The organism is Rhodococcus sp. H29-C3 (assembly GCF_030063405.1).
GTDB lineage: Bacteria > Actinomycetota > Actinomycetes > Mycobacteriales > Mycobacteriaceae > Rhodococcoides.
The window spans coordinates 238,683-253,945 of the sequence record NZ_JASITC010000006.1 but is presented as its reverse complement, the minus strand read 5'-3'; the positions used below and the strand labels follow the sequence as shown (position 1 = coordinate 253,945).

Genomic DNA, 15,263 nt, shown 5'->3' with positions numbered 1-15,263 from the left:
TGGTGGTGTTCGTGAGTTTTTCAATGGGTATGGTCCGACGGAGACGACGATTATGTCCAATATTTCGGATGCGTTGGTGGCGGGGGATGTGGTCTCGATCGGTGCGCCGATCCGCGGGATGTCCGCCCTGGTGTTGGACGGTGGACTCCAGCCGGTTCCGATCGGCGTCTCCGGTGAATTATATTTGGCTGGAATGCAATTGGCGCGCGGTTACCACCGCCGATGCAGCCTCACTTCGGAGCGATTCTTAGCGAATCCCTTCGGTGTCGATGGTTCCCGGATGTATCGCACCGGCGACGTGGTGAGGTGGATCGGCGACGACCGCGGTGAGCCCATTTCGATCGAGTATGTGGGGCGCAGTGATTTTCAGGTGAAGGTGCGTGGTTTCCGGATCGAGTTGGGTGAGATCGATGCTGTGGTGACCTCGCATCCGGGGGTCGAGTTCGCGGTGACGGTCGCGCGCTCGGGGGAGCAGGGAGTGGCGGGTGCGACGGTGCTGGTGTCGTATGTGTTGCCTGCTGCGGGTTCGGATCTGGATGTGTTGGAGATTCGGGGGTGGGTGAAGGAGCGGTTGCCGCGACACATGGTGCCTTCGCAGGTAGTCGCTCTCGACGAGTTGCCGTTGACTCCGGTGGGGAAGTTGGATCGTGCGGCTTTGCCGGAGCCTGCCGCTGTGGTGCGCCAGTTCCGCGCGCCGGTGTCGGAGTCGGAGTCCGTGGTGGCGAGTGTGTTCGAGGATGTGCTCGATGTCGATCGGGTGGGGCTCGACGACGACTTCTTCGAGTTGGGCGGCAACTCACTCATCGCAACGCAAGCGGTCGCTCGGCTTCGTAGGGTAGCTACGTCCGATGTTCGAGTGCAGTGGTTCTTCACTGATCGGACAGTCGAGGACTTGGCCAGGAGGATCGACGAATTCGATAGCGAGGCAACACATTCTGCCGGCGATGCACTCGACATTCTTCTTCTGATTCGCGACCACGGAGATGTTGCGCCTGTATTCTGCGTTCATCCGATGCTCGGATTCGCATGGCCGTATGCGGGGCTGATGTCCTTCCTGGATGAAGACCGCCCCCTCTACGGACTTCAATCTCCGGGACTCTCGATGTCGGAGGAGGTACCGACTTCGATTCACGAGTACGCGGCCCGATACGTCGTCGAAGTCCGTCGTGTGCGCCCGACGGGGCCTTATCACCTTCTTGGATGGTCGCTCGGCGGTGTCATCGCGCATGCGATGGCAGCCCAGTTACGCGAAGCAGGGGACACGGTGACGTTGACGATGATGGATTCGGTGTTGCACATCGAACGAAGCGAGTTCGAGGCGGAGTTGAAGTCCTTACTCGTTCCGGTGGGCGTGATCGAGGAAGATGAGTCGACACCGACCGTACTGTCCACCGAACAGGCTACTCGGGCCGCCGCTGCAATCGTTCAAGGTCCGGTAGAACTATCTGTGGGACAGGTGCATTCGGTCTACAAGAGTGCAGTCGCGTCTCCTGGCCAGATAAACGACTACAAGCCTGCACGTCTCGATGTGCCGCTGCTCTACTTCACTGCGGGTAGAACGCATCCCGAGGATGTCGAGGCGGCCGCACAATGGACCGATCATGTAGTCGAGGTCAGGGAGGTCGTTGTCGATGCGGCTCACGAGGATATGACCGGTGCGGAGGCCCTCGCGCTGGTCGGGCCAATCCTGAACGCGTACCTGAATACGAGCGACGGGCGTAACGGGTGATGAGACAGACACGATAAACTCTGCGGCTAGTGCAGTGCGCGGGGGGGATCGACGTAGTTCCTGCGCGTCAGCAGGTTGCACGGCCGACAGCATCCCCACACAAGGGTATGTCCGACAAGTTAGGTAATCGATTTATGCGGAGAGTCAATTCACGTCCCTCGGCGAGGGGTGCCAAGTTAGCAGTGGCGGCCGCGGCAATGGCTCTGCTGCCGCTTGCCGCAAGTGGTTTCACGGCTTCGGCCGATCCAGTCACCGACAACGGAGACCTCTACGCCTACCCGAGCGCACCCAACGGCTCGAAGATAACCCACACCAAGGTCATGGACGATCAGCATTTGATTGTCTATGTCTATTCCGCTGCGATGGACAAGGAAGTGCCGCTCGACGTATGGCGACCGGCCGACACGAGCGTTCCTCGCCCCACTCTCTACCTCCTCAATGGAGCGGGCGGCGGTGAAGACAGCGCAACCTGGCGCTACCGCACGGATGCGATCGACTTCTTTGCAGACAAGAACGTCAACGTGGTCTCGCCAGTCGGTGGCAAGTGGAGCTACTACACCGACTGGAAGCAGGCCGACCCAGTTCTCGGTGTCAACAAGTGGACTACGTTCCTCACCGAAGAACTACCCCCGCTGATCGATGCAGGTCTCGGCACGAACGGCGTGAATTCGATTGCCGGTGTGTCTTCGTCGGGCACCTCGGTTATGCAGTTGGCGATCAATGCGCCGGGGCTCTACAAGGGTGTAGCCGCATACAGTGGTTGCGCTCAGACCAGCGATCCGATCGGCCAGCAGTTCGTCAAGCTCACCACCGAAACGTGGGGTGGAGGCGACACACTGAACATGTGGGGGCCGCCCACCGATCCGATGTGGGCCGACAACGATCCTTATGTACACGCTGAAGGCCTTCGCGGCCTCGAGCTTTACATCTCCAATGGCAACGGATTGCCCGGGCAATACGACAACCTGAATGGTCCCGAGATCAACGGGAAGCCGGGCACCTTGGCGAACCAGGTCATCGTCGGTGGAGTCATCGAAGCTGCCACGAACTACTGCACCCACAACATGGCCAACCGTTTGGGCGAACTGGGTATCCCTGCCACGTTCAACTTCCGTGATTCCGGGAGCCACTCGTGGGGTTACTGGCAGGACGATCTGAAGAACTCGTGGCCCGTACTCGCACGGTCGCTCGGGGTCTGACAGCAGAGATCCAAAGAATAAGAAAGGCCCCATCCGGGAAATCTACGGATGGGGCCTTTTTCATGTCGGCGGGAAATATACCGCTACTGTCCTGTCAGGAACACGGTGCTGCGTTCTCGGTCGAGAAGGTCGGATCGAGCGCGGATTGGACGATGTAGGTAACGCGGTCATCGAAGGTCAAACCTTGATGCGGAACTACGTTGGACTCACAGCCGTCCTGAACCCACATATTCCGGACCTCGGCTGAACCGCTCGGATCGAGGAAAGTTCTCTCCGGAGGTGTGACGACTTTGTCGAACTTGGTGCCCACTACCGTGTACCGCACTCCCGGTTCGACTTCGCCGCCTGCATTGAGTCGTTGCAGGGTGGGAGAGCCGATCAATTGCTGACGACCGGCAGTGCCGAGTCCGGTCAGGCCGAAAAGTACTTCCGAGATGATCGTCTGATCCAATCCAGCAGCGGCGAGGATCAGGTACATCTGCTCGATACCACCGAAGTTGGTCCCATGATTGGTGCCACCCAGCGTCACCAGGTTCTCAACCTTGCTGCTGGAAGGATTGACATCGTCGACACCACCGTTGAACTTCAGATACTGGCGGGCAACGGTTCCGCCCTGCGAATGACCGACGATGTCTACCTTCGGCGCGCCCGTTCGAGCAAGTACCGCGTCGATGAACGTAGCCAAACGCGCTGCCGATGCTGGTATATCTCCGAGACCCCAGATCACTTGGTCAGGGTCGAGTAACGTCCGCACGGCACCGTAGTCGAGTGCGTACACGCAGTAGCCTTCGGCGGCTAATGCAGGCGCCATTGTCTGCCACGTCGTGGCCATATCCGCACCGGTGCCATGTACGAGTACCACCGGAAGGGGGTGCGCTTCGGATGGGACGCATGACCAGTCGTTCGCGCCTGCCGGAGCCGGTCCCATGTCCGAGAACTCGGGCGGCAACGGGGACCCCGAAATATCGGCCACTGCAGACGGAGCCGCCACTGCTGTACTGCCCAACGAGATCAACGCCGCGGACGCGAGAGCTATGGCGACCCTGCCTCTGTGTTTCGGCACGTACAACGACCTTTCGTTCGGTTCTACTACTGGGAGGTAGCGCTCAAAGCAAAAACCAGAGGCGAGGTTCGTCTCCGGTTCGTCTCTCACGATAACAGCGCCGGGTGCAGCTAAAACAACCTGAAAGCGTTGATAAGTGAACTTTTACCTACTATCCAGTCTCGGCCGCACGCTTGTATCCTCGGATTGCGGGGTACAGAAAAACCGCGACCATGCCCACCGCCCACGCGAGTGTCTGCAACACCGGAACCAACACCGGCCCACCCAGCGATAGGCCGCGCATCGCATCTACCGCGCACGACATGGGCTGAGCGGCTACGACGGGCTGGAGCCACGGTGGGTACGCAGCGACTGGAACGAATCCGGAATTGAAGAACATCAGCAACGTGCAGCCAATAGAGACGACCTCCACGAGAGGAGTTTGACCAGCGACGGTGGCGAGGAATGTCACCATGACCGCGAAGCCGATCCCGAACGCAATCGGTAGCAGTAAGAGCGCGATGGCAGACGGAATTCCCTGATTGAAGCGGAAACCGAGGACCATCCCCACCGCGACGATGACGATCGTCGTCGCAAACACCCGAATGGCCTCGGCCATCATGCGTCCGGCCAGGCCGGATGCTCGGTGGGTGGGCGTAGTCGCGAACCGACTGAGCAGGCCGCTCGTCTTCTCGCCCTTCAAGCCGACGGCACTGACAATCGATCCGAACATCGCACCGACCAGCGCGATCATAGGAACCGTCCCGTACACGCTCGGTGAGCCCGTCGCGGCGGAGATCGAGTTGCCGAGCACGATCCTGAACATGAGGAGCGTCAAGGCAGGGTAGAGCAGTGCCTGAATCATCGTCGACGGATCGCGAGTCCATCGGATGAGAAGCCGCTTGCACTGAATCAGACTGTGCGCCCATAGTGCGCGGGCAGAATTCTCGGCATAGTCGAGGGTCGGCTCCGGGAACGTCAATCGGCTTACCGGCGGGGTGCTACCGGGCGCGATGGATGAGGCAGTCATGAGCGCCTCGAACTAGCCCACATGGCCAGGGGAATGAATACCGCTAGCAATCCAAAAATCCATATGAGCGAGGGAAACAGTACGTGGAAACTGACGCCGCCCTCGGCCATGTCGCGCATCGAGAACGAAAATTGGGAGATCGGCTGATTCCGCACCCAGGGTCGGATCCATTCGGGAAACCCCGATTCGGGAACGAAGCCGCACGAAGCCATCCCGAGGATCAACTGGGGAAGCGTGAGCATTTGGCTGGTCGATTCCGGACTCTTCGACAGAGTGCCGATCGCGTCTGCGCCGATCGAGAGCATCGTGCTGATCGCCAACGCGAACGCGCAAAACAGGACGGCCTGTCCCAACCCCGCACTGAACCGGAAGCCGATGACGTAACCGAATGAGAGGGCAGCCGTCAGCGACACCACCGATCGGACGACTCCGGACGAGATCCGTGACACCAGCGGCACTGCGCCTACTACTGGCATGGTCTGCAATCGCATATTGAGCCCACTCAACGATTCGGACGAAGCACGTTGCGACGCTGAGATCGCTGTGAAGGCCATCGCCTGGAGCACGATGATCGGCATCAAGAACTGGGCGTAATCGATACCCTGAAGTTGCATGACGAACTTGAGTGGCAGGTAGAAGCCGACGGTGAAGATGAGCGGTGCAACGACCGCCACCACGAGCTCGCCGTGGCGCACCATTGTCCATACCGACCGAGCCGTCAGGACCTGCCATTGCACGAAGCCGGACGGCCGGCCCTGTCGTCGGACCGAGGTAGTGGACATCGAAGAACCGCTGACAAGGTCCGAACCGGATACACGCGTGCGTGCGCTCGTCGCCGTCATCGGTACTCGACTTCGGACTCGGTCCGGGTAGTTGGGGGCGTAGGCGGTCCGACCTCGGTCGAAACCGGAACCTCTTCATCACTCGAATGTGAGTGGCCGGTCAGAGTGAGGAAGACATCATCGAGCGAGGGACGGCGAAGTGCGATGTCGGCGAGGGCGATTCCAGCGGTGTCGATGCGTCGCAGGATTTCGGACAAAGTTGCAGCACCGTCCGGGGCAGGGACCGAGAGCTGCACCGCTTCCGGACCGAGGTCGACGCGATTAGCGGGGGGAAGGAGTTCGCCGAGCACGTGGGCCACATGCTGCAACTGCGACGGGTCGAGGGGGACCACTTCGCAGTAGCTGCCACCGGTTCGAGCTTTCAACTCGTCCGAGGTTCCCTCAGCGATGACGGTGCCCTTGTCGATGACGATGATGTTGTCGCTCAATACATCGGCTTCCTCGAGATATTGAGTGGTGAGCAGGACCGTGATTCCCTGTGCTTTCAGCGCTTCCACGAGCGACCAGACTCCCTGGCGGCTCCGGGGATCGAGTCCGGTAGTCGGCTCGTCCAGAAACACGACCTGGGGACGGACGACGAGACCGCACGCGATGTCGATTCGTCGACGCATGCCACCGGAATAGCCCCGGACGGGTCGCTTGCCGGTGTCGGCCAGATCGAACTCTTCGAGAAGTGCGAGTGCCCGCGTCTTCGATGCCTTCTTGTCCAATCCCATCAGACGGCCGAACAATTCGATGTTCTCTCGGCCTGACAAGGTGTCGTCGAGCGCCGCATACTGGCCGGTCATCATGATCGACCGACGCACCGATGCGGCATCGGTGACGACGTCGTGTCCGGCGACCAGAGCTCGTCCCGTGTCCGGGCTGAGCAGTGTCGAGAGGACCTTGACAACGGTGGTCTTACCGGCGCCGTTCGGGCCGAGGATTCCGAGAACCGTCCCTTTGGGTGCCGAGAAACTGATCCCGCGGAGCGCATGAACGTCACCGAACGATTTGTGGACGTCCTCCACAAGTACAGCTACGTCCTCGGATAAGGGCATCGATACTCCGTGCGGTCGGTTCTGGAGCGGGCAGAAGGGCAGTGGAGCAAATTGTGAGGGGCATCCTTCACGTCACTCATCGGGTGCACCCCGCCGAAACGTTACCTGCCGGTTGCTCCAACGCAATTTTGCGTCTAAGCCCAATCGATACCGATTTCGTCTTCTATGTCGAGTTTCCTGCACAATGATCGAATTCCGCCGTAGTCCTGAACCAATTGCTTGCGACTGCCGTCCGTCTCGACTTCACGCAGCATAAGATCCCCGCCGACGATGCCTTCTTGGTGGAGAATCGCAGACCAAGTCGAGAAATCGGTGCTGGAAAATGCGTCCATTCCGTCGGCAAGACCGTCGAGAAATATCCGACGATCTCCCGAATTCAAGGATTCGAACACAATGGCGGCCATCTCGTCGGCGATCGACGCATGGCAATACTCGTCTCGATTGTGTAGCGCGACAGTGGCGCGATTCACCGGTTGGATGATGTCGTTGTCTTCGATCAGATTCAGGTAGGACGTAATCGATATCTCGGCCACCGTCATGAATGCCAGTGAATTGAGAGCAGCGTCGTTGGAATCGACCGCACTCGCCTGAGTGGCGTGCCTTCTGCGGACTGTGCCGCTGAGTGGAAGGCACCGATCCGGCAGTGCCCAGCCCCTCTTGCGGCGCGTCAGCGCGCTCGCATTCAGGTGCATGAGTGTGTGGTACTGCTCGTCGACCATGGCTTGCGTGACGGCGATCGCCGTCATGTCGCCCATGCCGATGTCGAACGCATCCTGAGCCAGCAGGGCAAAGCCCGGATGTACGACATGCTGTTCCACGTCCATGACGTTCTTGTTGAAGGCGATCCAACCCCAAGCTCGCAACTTTGCTCTGGTGATGTCCGAAAGAGTGCGGTATACGTCGTGGTCGGCGAACGGAATCAATGCCTCGGGGTAGTCGTGCTTCGAGGTGTCGAAAAGATCGTCGAGGTCGGGCTCGCTCTTCTTGACAATGGCCCGCTTGTTCCAATTGCCTGCCAGTCGTGACACGACGGCACTCTCTACGACGTCGTCCGCGTCGAAGTCCGGTAATGACGGCTTCTCGATCATGATCGATCCCCCTCGTGTGCGGTACCACGAACGATACCGAAAAGACGTGTGCACAGAGCCTGGTAAGCAGTGTGGTTCGGCACGGCTGTGCCGGCCTGCGCCACGAAGGATCTGAAGTCGGTCTCGGACTCGGAGGAGACGATCTCGTCCAATTCTCGGAGCGATTCGGCGAGCGCGGTTCTGGCACGCCCGGCGTAGGGGTTACCTGCCTGAACATCCCAGTACACCTCCGGCTCACCGCTGGCGACGCGATCGACAAGAGCGAGCAGCGTGGTAGCCGGCGGTGGAGCGAGAGAATCGATCGATCTCGGGTCCACTTCTAGCTTCGCCAGAGCCGAACCGAAGGCCAACACAGTGGCGTGGGTCAGCGCCTGTGTCGCCGCGGCCAGTCGATCGTGCTGGTCGGCGTCGACGCGCACGACTCGACCGCCCCAGCCGGAGATTCGGCCGAGAAAGTCCTCGACTCCGCCGCCGCCGCGATGGACCACGGCGGCCACTGGGCGGCCGTTCATCCCGAGAGATGGAGCGAACATGGGGTTGATGCCCACAATCGAGCCGGGTGGGTCGGCACCGGCAACTTTTTGGGCGAACGCCGACTTGACGGACAGAGTCTCCACCAGCAGTGAGCGCGCGCCGAGTAAGGTCAATTCGCTCTCGAACGCCACCGATTCGGGTACCGCTAGTACGACAAGCGGCGTGGCTCGAAGCACCGCTCGTACTTCGGCGTCAGGGTGGACGATGTCGCCGATGAGGTGGTCGATGCCGGGACTTGCAGTGGTCGGGGCGACCGGGTCGAGAGTGAGCACCGTGTCGCCATCCGCGGCCAGTAGGGAGGCGATCAATCGGCCGACCTCACCGCTGCCGCCGATGACCACGGCATCGAACCTCTTCATACGAGCAGTATTGCCTCTTCCGGTCTCCGGCATCACTCAACGGTTGCGGGAGATCCACACCGTGATGTCGGCGTGCACCACCTCGAGTCCGTGTGCATCGGTCACGGATACGGGAACGACGAGATCGAACCCGTCTTCGATGTAGTCGTCGATCGCGTCGAAGTCGGGAAGTTCGGCCAACTCTGCGATAGCAGTCAACGATGTGGTGGCTTTCGCCAGATAGCGGACGTTCATCTCCTTGGGAATCCAGCGATGGGTCGTCGGCACGGTCGCCTCGGCGAGCATTCCCATGGCCGCTTCGGCGAGATTGCATGCGGCGATGGCGTGAAAGGTCCCGAGATGGTTTCGGATTCCCCACCACTTCGGGGCCGTCACGGTGCATTTGCCCGGAGCCATCGAGCGAACGCGGGGGAGAACAGAGCCGAAATAGGGCACGCGCACACACATCGCGAGCGAGAACACGGCCGATCCTATTGAGTTCCGTGGGAGCCGTAGCCAGGCGCGATAGGTGAGTCCGGTGTCGGGTAGCGTCGAATTCATGGTCCGACCTTACTGTTCGGTAAGTTCCTTCGGAAAACGAGTAGTGAATGTGCACCAGGCCTGATTTGTGCTCGAGTCATGTCTGCGGCATACTGGTCGGGTTGCCTGGACACGGGACGCGGTCTTTCGCGGCCGCACCTAGGTGAGTAGTTCCAAGCAGTTGGATCAAGTGTTACGAAAATGCAGCACGAAGAATCAGCACTCCGAGTGAGTGCGTCCGGTTCTGCAGCTTCGAAAGCGAAGACCCCCGGGTCGAAGATGACGAAGCAACGGTCGAAATGTGAGTAGAAATACGACACGCCCGACCGCGTGGACCGGAGAACCATGACAGATGAACAGCGGCAACGGATCGGGTAACGCCTGATCGCCAACGTTCGGTTCGTCGTGTGAGCACGAAGGCAGTTCGAGTTCGACGGCTTCCGAGTCGGCCGGACTCGGGGACTGTGCATACGAGGTGGAGCGGGCCGAACGGCCGGTTCTACGACAAGCGGCAAGAAAAGGACACTAAGCGTGGCGGGACAGAAGATCCGCATCAGGCTCAAGGCCTACGACCATGAGGCGATCGATGCGTCAGCACGCAAGATCGTCGAGACGGTCACCCGTACGGGTGCCCGCGTCGTCGGACCGGTGCCGTTGCCGACCGAAAAGAACGTGTACTGCGTCATCCGTTCGCCCCACAAGTACAAGGATTCGCGCGAACACTTCGAGATGCGCACTCACAAGCGGCTCATTGACATCCTCGACCCGACGCCGAAGACGGTCGACGCGCTCATGCGCATCGATTTGCCTGCCAGTGTCGATGTCAACATCCAGTGAGCGCGGAGACAACGATGACTGATAACAAGAATCGGCCTGCAACAGGAATTCTGGGCACCAAGCTCGGAATGACCCAGGTCTTCGACGAGAACAACCGCGTCGTTCCGGTGACTGTGATCAAGGCAGGCCCTAACGTGGTCACCCAGATCCGCACCATGGAGCGCGACGGCTACAGCGCCGTCCAGGTCGCATTCGGTGCAATCGACCCGCGCAAGGTCAACAAGCCGATCACCGGCCAGTTCGACAAGGCAGGCGTTACGCCCCGTCGTCACGTCGTGGAATTCCGCGTTGCCGACGCCTCCAAGTTCGAGGTAGGCCAGGAACTCACTGCGGCAGTGTTCGAGGACGGCGCATACGTCGACGTCACCGGCACCAGCAAGGGCAAAGGCTTCGCCGGAACCATGAAGCGTCACGGCTTCAAGGGTCAGGGAGCAAGCCACGGTACACAGGCTGTGCACCGTCGCCCAGGATCCATCGGAGCCTGCGCTACTCCCGGCCGCGTGTTCAAGGGAAAGAACATGGCCGGACGTATGGGCGGCGATCGCGTAACCACGCAGAACCTCTCGGTCCACAAGGTGGACAGCGAGAACGGGCTTCTGCTGATCAAGGGAGCAATCCCGGGCCGTCGCGGCAACGTCGTGATCGTCAAGTCTGCATTGAAGGGTGGTGCACGGGCATGACCAGCCTCGACAAGAAGACCGAAACCAACCTGACGCTGAACGTCAAGGAGCTCGGCGGCAAGACCAACGGAACCGTTGATCTGCCTGCCGCAATCTTCGACGCGCCTGCCAACATCGCGCTCCTGCATCAGGTCGTCGTTGCGCAGCTCGCAGCAGCTCGTCAGGGAACCCACTCCACGAAGACTCGTGGCGAGGTTCGCGGTGGCGGCAAGAAGCCATACCGTCAGAAGGGAACCGGTCGCGCCCGTCAGGGCTCGACGCGTGCACCTCAGTTCGTCGGCGGCGGCACGGTCCACGGACCGAAGCCGCGTGACTACAGCCAGCGCACACCCAAGAAGATGATTGCTGCCGCTCTGCGCGGTGCCCTCTCCGATCGGGCTCGCAGCGAGCGCATTCACGTCATCACCGAACTGGTTGCCGGGCAGGTTCCTTCCACAAAGGGTGCCAAAACGTTCCTCGCCGAGCTCTCGGACCGTAAAAAGGTCCTGCTCGTCGTCGGCCGCGAAGACACCGCAGCGTGGAAGAGCGTCCAGAACCTGGACGGCGTGCATCCCATTGCACCCGACCAGCTCAACACGTACGACGTGCTCGAAGCTGATGACGTCATCTTCAGCGTGGAAGCGCTGAATACGTTCATCGCAGGTCCTGCGAAGAACGAGGAGGGTAGCAAGTGACCACCATCGCCGATCCCCGCGACATCTTGCTGGCGCCGGTCATCTCCGAGAAGTCCTATGGACTGATCGAAGAGGGAACGTACACCTTCCTGGTGCACCCGGACTCGAACAAGACGCAGATCAAGATTGCTGTCGAGAAGATTTTCGACGTCACCGTGACCAGCGTCAATACGATGAACCGTCAGGGCAAGCGAAAGCGGACCCGATTCGGTTACGGCAAGCGCAAAGACACCAAGCGTGCGCTCGTAACGCTCTCCGCCGACAGCAAGCCCATCGAGATCTTCGGAGGTCCGGTCGCGTAAGCGACTGGGACTCTTCGGATATAGAGGACGAGAAGACTCATGGCAATCCGTAAGTACAAGCCGACCACTCCGGGCCGTCGTGGTTCGAGCGTCTCCGATTTCGCGGAGATCACTCGCAGCACACCCGAGAAGTCGCTGGTTCGCCCCCTGCACGGTCGCGGTGGACGTAACGCACACGGTCGTATCACCACCCGGCACAAGGGTGGCGGACACAAGCGCGCGTACCGTCTGATCGATTTCCGTCGCAACGACAAAGACGGCGTGCCGGCCAAGGTCGCTCACATCGAGTACGACCCGAACCGCACAGCCAACATCGCATTGCTGCACTTCGCAGACGGCGAGAAGCGCTACATCGTCGCACCCAAGGGCATCGTCCAGGGGTCACCGATCGAATCGGGCGCCAACGCCGACATCAAGCCGGGCAACAACCTGCCTATGCGCAACATCCCGACGGGTACGACCATTCACGCGGTCGAGCTTCGTCCGGGCGGCGGCGCGAAGATGGCACGTTCTGCCGGCGCGAGCATCCAGCTCCTCGGTAAGGAAGGCGCCTACGCCACGTTGCGTATGCCTTCCGGTGAAATCCGTCGCGTCGACGTGCGCTGCCGCGCAACTGTCGGCGAGGTCGGCAACGCCGAGCAGTCGAACATCAACTGGGGCAAGGCCGGCCGCATGCGTTGGAAGGGCAAGCGCCCCTCCGTCCGTGGTGTCGTGATGAACCCGGTCGACCACCCGCACGGTGGTGGTGAGGGTAAGACCTCCGGTGGCCGCCACCCGGTCAGCCCGTGGGGACAGGCCGAAGGCCGTACCCGCAGTAGGAAGAAGGCGAGCGACAAGCTCATCGTCCGTCGTCGCCGTACCGGCAAGAACAAGCGCTAGGAGGGAGTTCAGAATGCCACGCAGCCTGAAGAAAGGCCCGTTCGTAGACGATCACCTCCTCGCGAAGGTTGACGTCCAGAACGATAAGGGAACCAAGCAGGTCATCAAGACCTGGTCCCGTCGCTCGACAATTCTCCCCGACTTCATCGGACACACGTTCGCGGTGCACGACGGCCGCAAGCACGTGCCGGTGTTCGTATCCGACTCGATGGTCGGACACAAGCTCGGAGAGTTCGCACCGACCCGTACGTTCAAGGGTCATATCAAGGACGACCGGAAGGCGAAGAGGCGATGAGTAAGACCGAAACCGCCAATCCGACTGCCAACCCGACCGCAAAGGCAATCGCGAAGCACGTTCGCGTGACGCCGATGAAGGCTCGTCGTGTCGTGGACATGGTTCGCGGGCGCTCCGTAGAGGACGCGCTAAACATCCTGAAGTTCGCGCCACAGGCAGCCAGCGAGCCGGTCGCCAAGGTGATCGCTTCAGCAGCGGCGAACGCAGAGAACAACCTCGATCTCGATCCCAGCACGCTGATCGTGGCGACTGCATTCGTCGACGAGGGCGCGACCCTCAAGCGATTCCAGCCGCGCGCTCAGGGCCGGGCATTCCGGATCCGCAAGCGCACGAGTCACATCACGGTGATCGTCGAGAGCCTGCCCAAGACCGGCGGAACGAGTCGTAACCGTCGTAAGGGCCAGGCGTCCAAGGAAGGGGCTCAGTAGTGGGTCAGAAAATCAACCCGCACGGCTTCCGCTTGGGTATCACCACTGACTGGAAGTCGCGTTGGTACGCAGACAAGCAGTACTCGGAGTACGTCAAGGAAGACGTCGCCATCCGCAAGCTTCTTGCCACCGGCATGGAGCGCGCGGGTATCGCGAAGGTCGAAATCGAGCGCACCCGTGATCGTGTCCGCGTGGACATCCACACGGCACGCCCGGGAATCGTCATCGGCCGTCGTGGCGCCGAGGCGGACCGCATCCGCGGAGCTCTCGAGAAGCTGACCGGCAAGCAGGTTCAGCTCAACATCCTCGAGGTCAAGAACGCCGAGTCCGAGGCTCAGCTCGTGGCACAGGGTGTTGCCGAGCAGCTCAGCAACCGCGTCGCTTTCCGTCGCGCAATGCGTAAGGCCATCCAGTCGGCCATGCGTCAGCCGAACGTCAAGGGCATCCGTGTCCAGTGCTCCGGCCGTCTCGGCGGCGCCGAGATGTCCCGGTCGGAGTTCTACCGCGAAGGCCGTGTGCCGCTGCACACTCTTCGTGCGGATATCGACTACGGGCTGTACGAGGCCAAGACCACCTTCGGTCGTATCGGCGTGAAGGTCTGGATCTACAAGGGCGACATCGTCGGTGGCAAGCGCGAGCTCGCTGCTGCAGCTCCGGCTGCCGGCGGACCCGAGCGCCCGCGTCGCGAACGTCCGTCACGTCCGCGTCGCTCAGGTGCCTCGGGCACCACCGCGACCAGCACTGAGGCCGGTCGCGCTGCATCCGCCGAGGCTCCGGCCTCGTCCGAGCCGAAACAGGAGGGCTGACGATGTTGATCCCACGGCGGGTCAAACACCGCAAGCAGCACCACCCGCGACGTTCGGGTGCCGCCAAGGGCGGAACCGCTGTGACGTTCGGTGACTACGGCATTCAGGCTCTCGAGCCCGCCTACATCACGAACCGTCAGATCGAGGCTGCTCGTATCGCGATCACTCGCCACATCAAGCGTGGTGGCAAGGTCTGGATCAACATCTTCCCGGACCGCCCCCTCACCAAGAAGCCTGCCGAGACCCGCATGGGTTCCGGTAAGGGTTCACCCGAGTGGTGGATTGCGAACGTCAAGCCGGGTCGTGTGCTCTTCGAGCTCTCATACCCGGACGACACCGTTGCGCGTGAGGCTCTTACTCGCGCCATCCACAAGCTGCCTATCAAGGCACGCATTATCACCCGGGAGGAGCAGTTCTGATGGCTACCGGAACCCCAGCCGCAGAGCTCCGTGAGCTCACCGGTGAAGAATTGGTCAACAAGCTGCGCGAGTCGAAGGAAGAGCTCTTCAACCTTCGCTTCCAGATGGCGACCGGACAGTTGGACAACAACCGTCGCCTGCGCGTAGTACGCCACGAGATTGCTCGTATCTACACGGTGTTGCGTGAGCGCGAGCTCGGTCTGGCCACCGGTCCTGCCGAGGACACTGCAGGTGACGCGGCATGAGCGAGGAAAAGACAGTGACTGAAACACGCAACAACCGCAAGATTCGGATCGGCTATGTCGTCTCCGACAAGATGGAGAAGACGATCGTGGTCGAGCTCGAAGACAGGGTCAAGCACCCTCTCTACAGCAAGATCATCCGTCGCACCACGAAGGTCAAGGCTCATGACGAGAACGGTGTCGCCGGTGTAGGCGACCGCGTTCAGCTCATGGAGACCCGCCCGCTGTCCGCCACGAAGCACTGGCGTCTGGTAGAGGTTCTCGAAAAGGCCAAGTAAGTAGCAGTACACAACAAAGCCCCCGTTCGCTGTCGCGGACG

The 15,263-nt window shown here is 61.0% G+C and carries 20 protein-coding genes; 13 read left to right on the top strand and 7 right to left on the bottom strand.

Annotated elements, in window-relative coordinates; translation table 11 throughout:
- Together QMK32_RS16425 and QMK32_RS16420 are read left to right on the top strand one after the other, a co-directional pair.
- Nucleotides 1–1,729, top strand: a 1,729-nt coding sequence (locus tag QMK32_RS16425) for a thioesterase domain-containing protein (RefSeq protein ID WP_283476126.1), incomplete at its 5' end; no start/stop codon positions are given.
- Nucleotides 1,730–1,863: 134 nt separating this feature from the next.
- A complete protein-coding gene (locus QMK32_RS16420) occupies nucleotides 1,864–2,928 on the top strand; it encodes an alpha/beta hydrolase (protein ID WP_084348495.1) in 1,065 nt (354 codons plus the stop codon).
- A 94-nt stretch (nucleotides 2,929–3,022) separates the two neighbouring features.
- On the opposite strand, the gene QMK32_RS16415 is transcribed toward QMK32_RS16420, so the two are convergent.
- From QMK32_RS16415 to QMK32_RS16385, 7 genes are all read right to left on the bottom strand, one after another.
- On the bottom strand, nucleotides 3,023–3,991 hold the full coding sequence (locus tag QMK32_RS16415) for an esterase/lipase family protein (RefSeq protein ID WP_283476125.1): 969 nt from the start codon (nucleotides 3,989–3,991) through the stop codon (nucleotides 3,023–3,025).
- A gap of 151 nt (nucleotides 3,992–4,142) precedes the next feature.
- Nucleotides 4,143–5,000 (bottom strand): ABC transporter permease, encoded by an 858-nt coding sequence (locus QMK32_RS16410; RefSeq protein ID WP_283476124.1) that lies wholly within the window; start codon nucleotides 4,998–5,000, stop codon nucleotides 4,143–4,145.
- Nucleotides 4,997–5,782 (bottom strand): ABC transporter permease, encoded by a 786-nt coding sequence (locus QMK32_RS16405; protein ID WP_283476121.1) that lies wholly within the window; start codon nucleotides 5,780–5,782, stop codon nucleotides 4,997–4,999. The genes QMK32_RS16410 and QMK32_RS16405 overlap by 4 nt, the downstream gene beginning before the upstream one ends.
- Nucleotides 5,783–5,838: 56 nt before the next feature.
- A complete protein-coding gene (locus QMK32_RS16400; RefSeq protein ID WP_283476119.1) occupies nucleotides 5,839–6,882 on the bottom strand; it encodes an ATP-binding cassette domain-containing protein in 1,044 nt (347 codons plus the stop codon).
- Nucleotides 6,883–7,016: 134 nt separating this feature from the next.
- On the bottom strand, nucleotides 7,017–7,970 hold the full coding sequence (locus QMK32_RS16395; protein WP_283476118.1) for a diiron oxygenase: 954 nt from the start codon (nucleotides 7,968–7,970) through the stop codon (nucleotides 7,017–7,019).
- Entirely contained in the window at nucleotides 7,967–8,863 is an 897-nt protein-coding gene (locus tag QMK32_RS16390; protein ID WP_269302944.1) for a prephenate dehydrogenase dimerization domain-containing protein, read from the bottom strand. Before QMK32_RS16390 ends, QMK32_RS16395 begins: the two co-directional genes overlap by 4 nt.
- A gap of 36 nt (nucleotides 8,864–8,899) precedes the next feature.
- Nucleotides 8,900–9,403 carry a hotdog fold domain-containing protein gene (locus QMK32_RS16385; protein WP_269302945.1) on the bottom strand — a complete coding sequence of 168 codons (504 nt, stop codon included), beginning with the start codon at nucleotides 9,401–9,403 and terminating at the stop codon, nucleotides 8,900–8,902.
- Nucleotides 9,404–9,913: 510 nt separating this feature from the next.
- Here QMK32_RS16385 and rpsJ point away from each other — a divergent pair.
- From rpsJ to rpsQ, 11 genes are read left to right on the top strand one after another with little or no spacing between them, the layout of a single operon-like run.
- Nucleotides 9,914–10,219 carry a 30S ribosomal protein S10 gene (gene rpsJ / locus QMK32_RS16380; RefSeq protein ID WP_003938093.1) on the top strand — a complete coding sequence of 102 codons (306 nt, stop codon included), beginning with the start codon at nucleotides 9,914–9,916 and terminating at the stop codon, nucleotides 10,217–10,219.
- A gap of 14 nt (nucleotides 10,220–10,233) precedes the next feature.
- Complete coding sequence (gene rplC, locus QMK32_RS16375) at nucleotides 10,234–10,899, top strand: 50S ribosomal protein L3 (RefSeq protein WP_136169586.1); 666 nt, start codon at nucleotides 10,234–10,236, stop codon at nucleotides 10,897–10,899.
- A complete protein-coding gene (gene rplD / locus QMK32_RS16370) occupies nucleotides 10,896–11,573 on the top strand; it encodes a 50S ribosomal protein L4 (protein WP_283476115.1) in 678 nt (225 codons plus the stop codon). The genes rplC and rplD overlap by 4 nt, the downstream gene beginning before the upstream one ends.
- Nucleotides 11,570–11,875, top strand: a complete 306-nt coding sequence (gene rplW / locus QMK32_RS16365) for a 50S ribosomal protein L23 (protein ID WP_027496310.1) — start codon at nucleotides 11,570–11,572, stop codon at nucleotides 11,873–11,875. Before rplD ends, rplW begins: the two co-directional genes overlap by 4 nt.
- Before the next feature lie 39 nt (nucleotides 11,876–11,914).
- Nucleotides 11,915–12,754: a 50S ribosomal protein L2 gene (gene rplB / locus QMK32_RS16360; protein WP_136169584.1), complete on the top strand. Its 840-nt coding sequence runs from the start codon at nucleotides 11,915–11,917 to the stop codon at nucleotides 12,752–12,754.
- 13 nt (nucleotides 12,755–12,767) lie between these two features.
- Complete coding sequence (gene rpsS / locus QMK32_RS16355) at nucleotides 12,768–13,049, top strand: 30S ribosomal protein S19 (protein WP_008718309.1); 282 nt, start codon at nucleotides 12,768–12,770, stop codon at nucleotides 13,047–13,049.
- Nucleotides 13,046–13,477, top strand: a complete 432-nt coding sequence (gene rplV, locus QMK32_RS16350) for a 50S ribosomal protein L22 (RefSeq protein ID WP_084348485.1) — start codon at nucleotides 13,046–13,048, stop codon at nucleotides 13,475–13,477. The genes rpsS and rplV overlap by 4 nt, the downstream gene beginning before the upstream one ends.
- Nucleotides 13,477–14,283, top strand: coding sequence for a 30S ribosomal protein S3 (gene rpsC, locus QMK32_RS16345; protein ID WP_088943003.1), 807 nt, complete (start codon nucleotides 13,477–13,479; stop codon nucleotides 14,281–14,283). The genes rplV and rpsC overlap by 1 nt, the downstream gene beginning before the upstream one ends.
- Before the next feature lie 2 nt (nucleotides 14,284–14,285).
- Nucleotides 14,286–14,702, top strand: a complete 417-nt coding sequence (gene rplP / locus QMK32_RS16340) for a 50S ribosomal protein L16 (RefSeq protein WP_084348483.1) — start codon at nucleotides 14,286–14,288, stop codon at nucleotides 14,700–14,702.
- On the top strand, nucleotides 14,702–14,947 hold the full coding sequence (gene rpmC, locus QMK32_RS16335) for a 50S ribosomal protein L29 (RefSeq protein WP_072806568.1): 246 nt from the start codon (nucleotides 14,702–14,704) through the stop codon (nucleotides 14,945–14,947). Before rplP ends, rpmC begins: the two co-directional genes overlap by 1 nt.
- Nucleotides 14,944–15,222 (top strand): 30S ribosomal protein S17, encoded by a 279-nt coding sequence (gene rpsQ / locus QMK32_RS16330; RefSeq protein WP_084348482.1) that lies wholly within the window; start codon nucleotides 14,944–14,946, stop codon nucleotides 15,220–15,222. Before rpmC ends, rpsQ begins: the two co-directional genes overlap by 4 nt.
- Nucleotides 15,223–15,263: the final 41 nt, after the last annotated feature.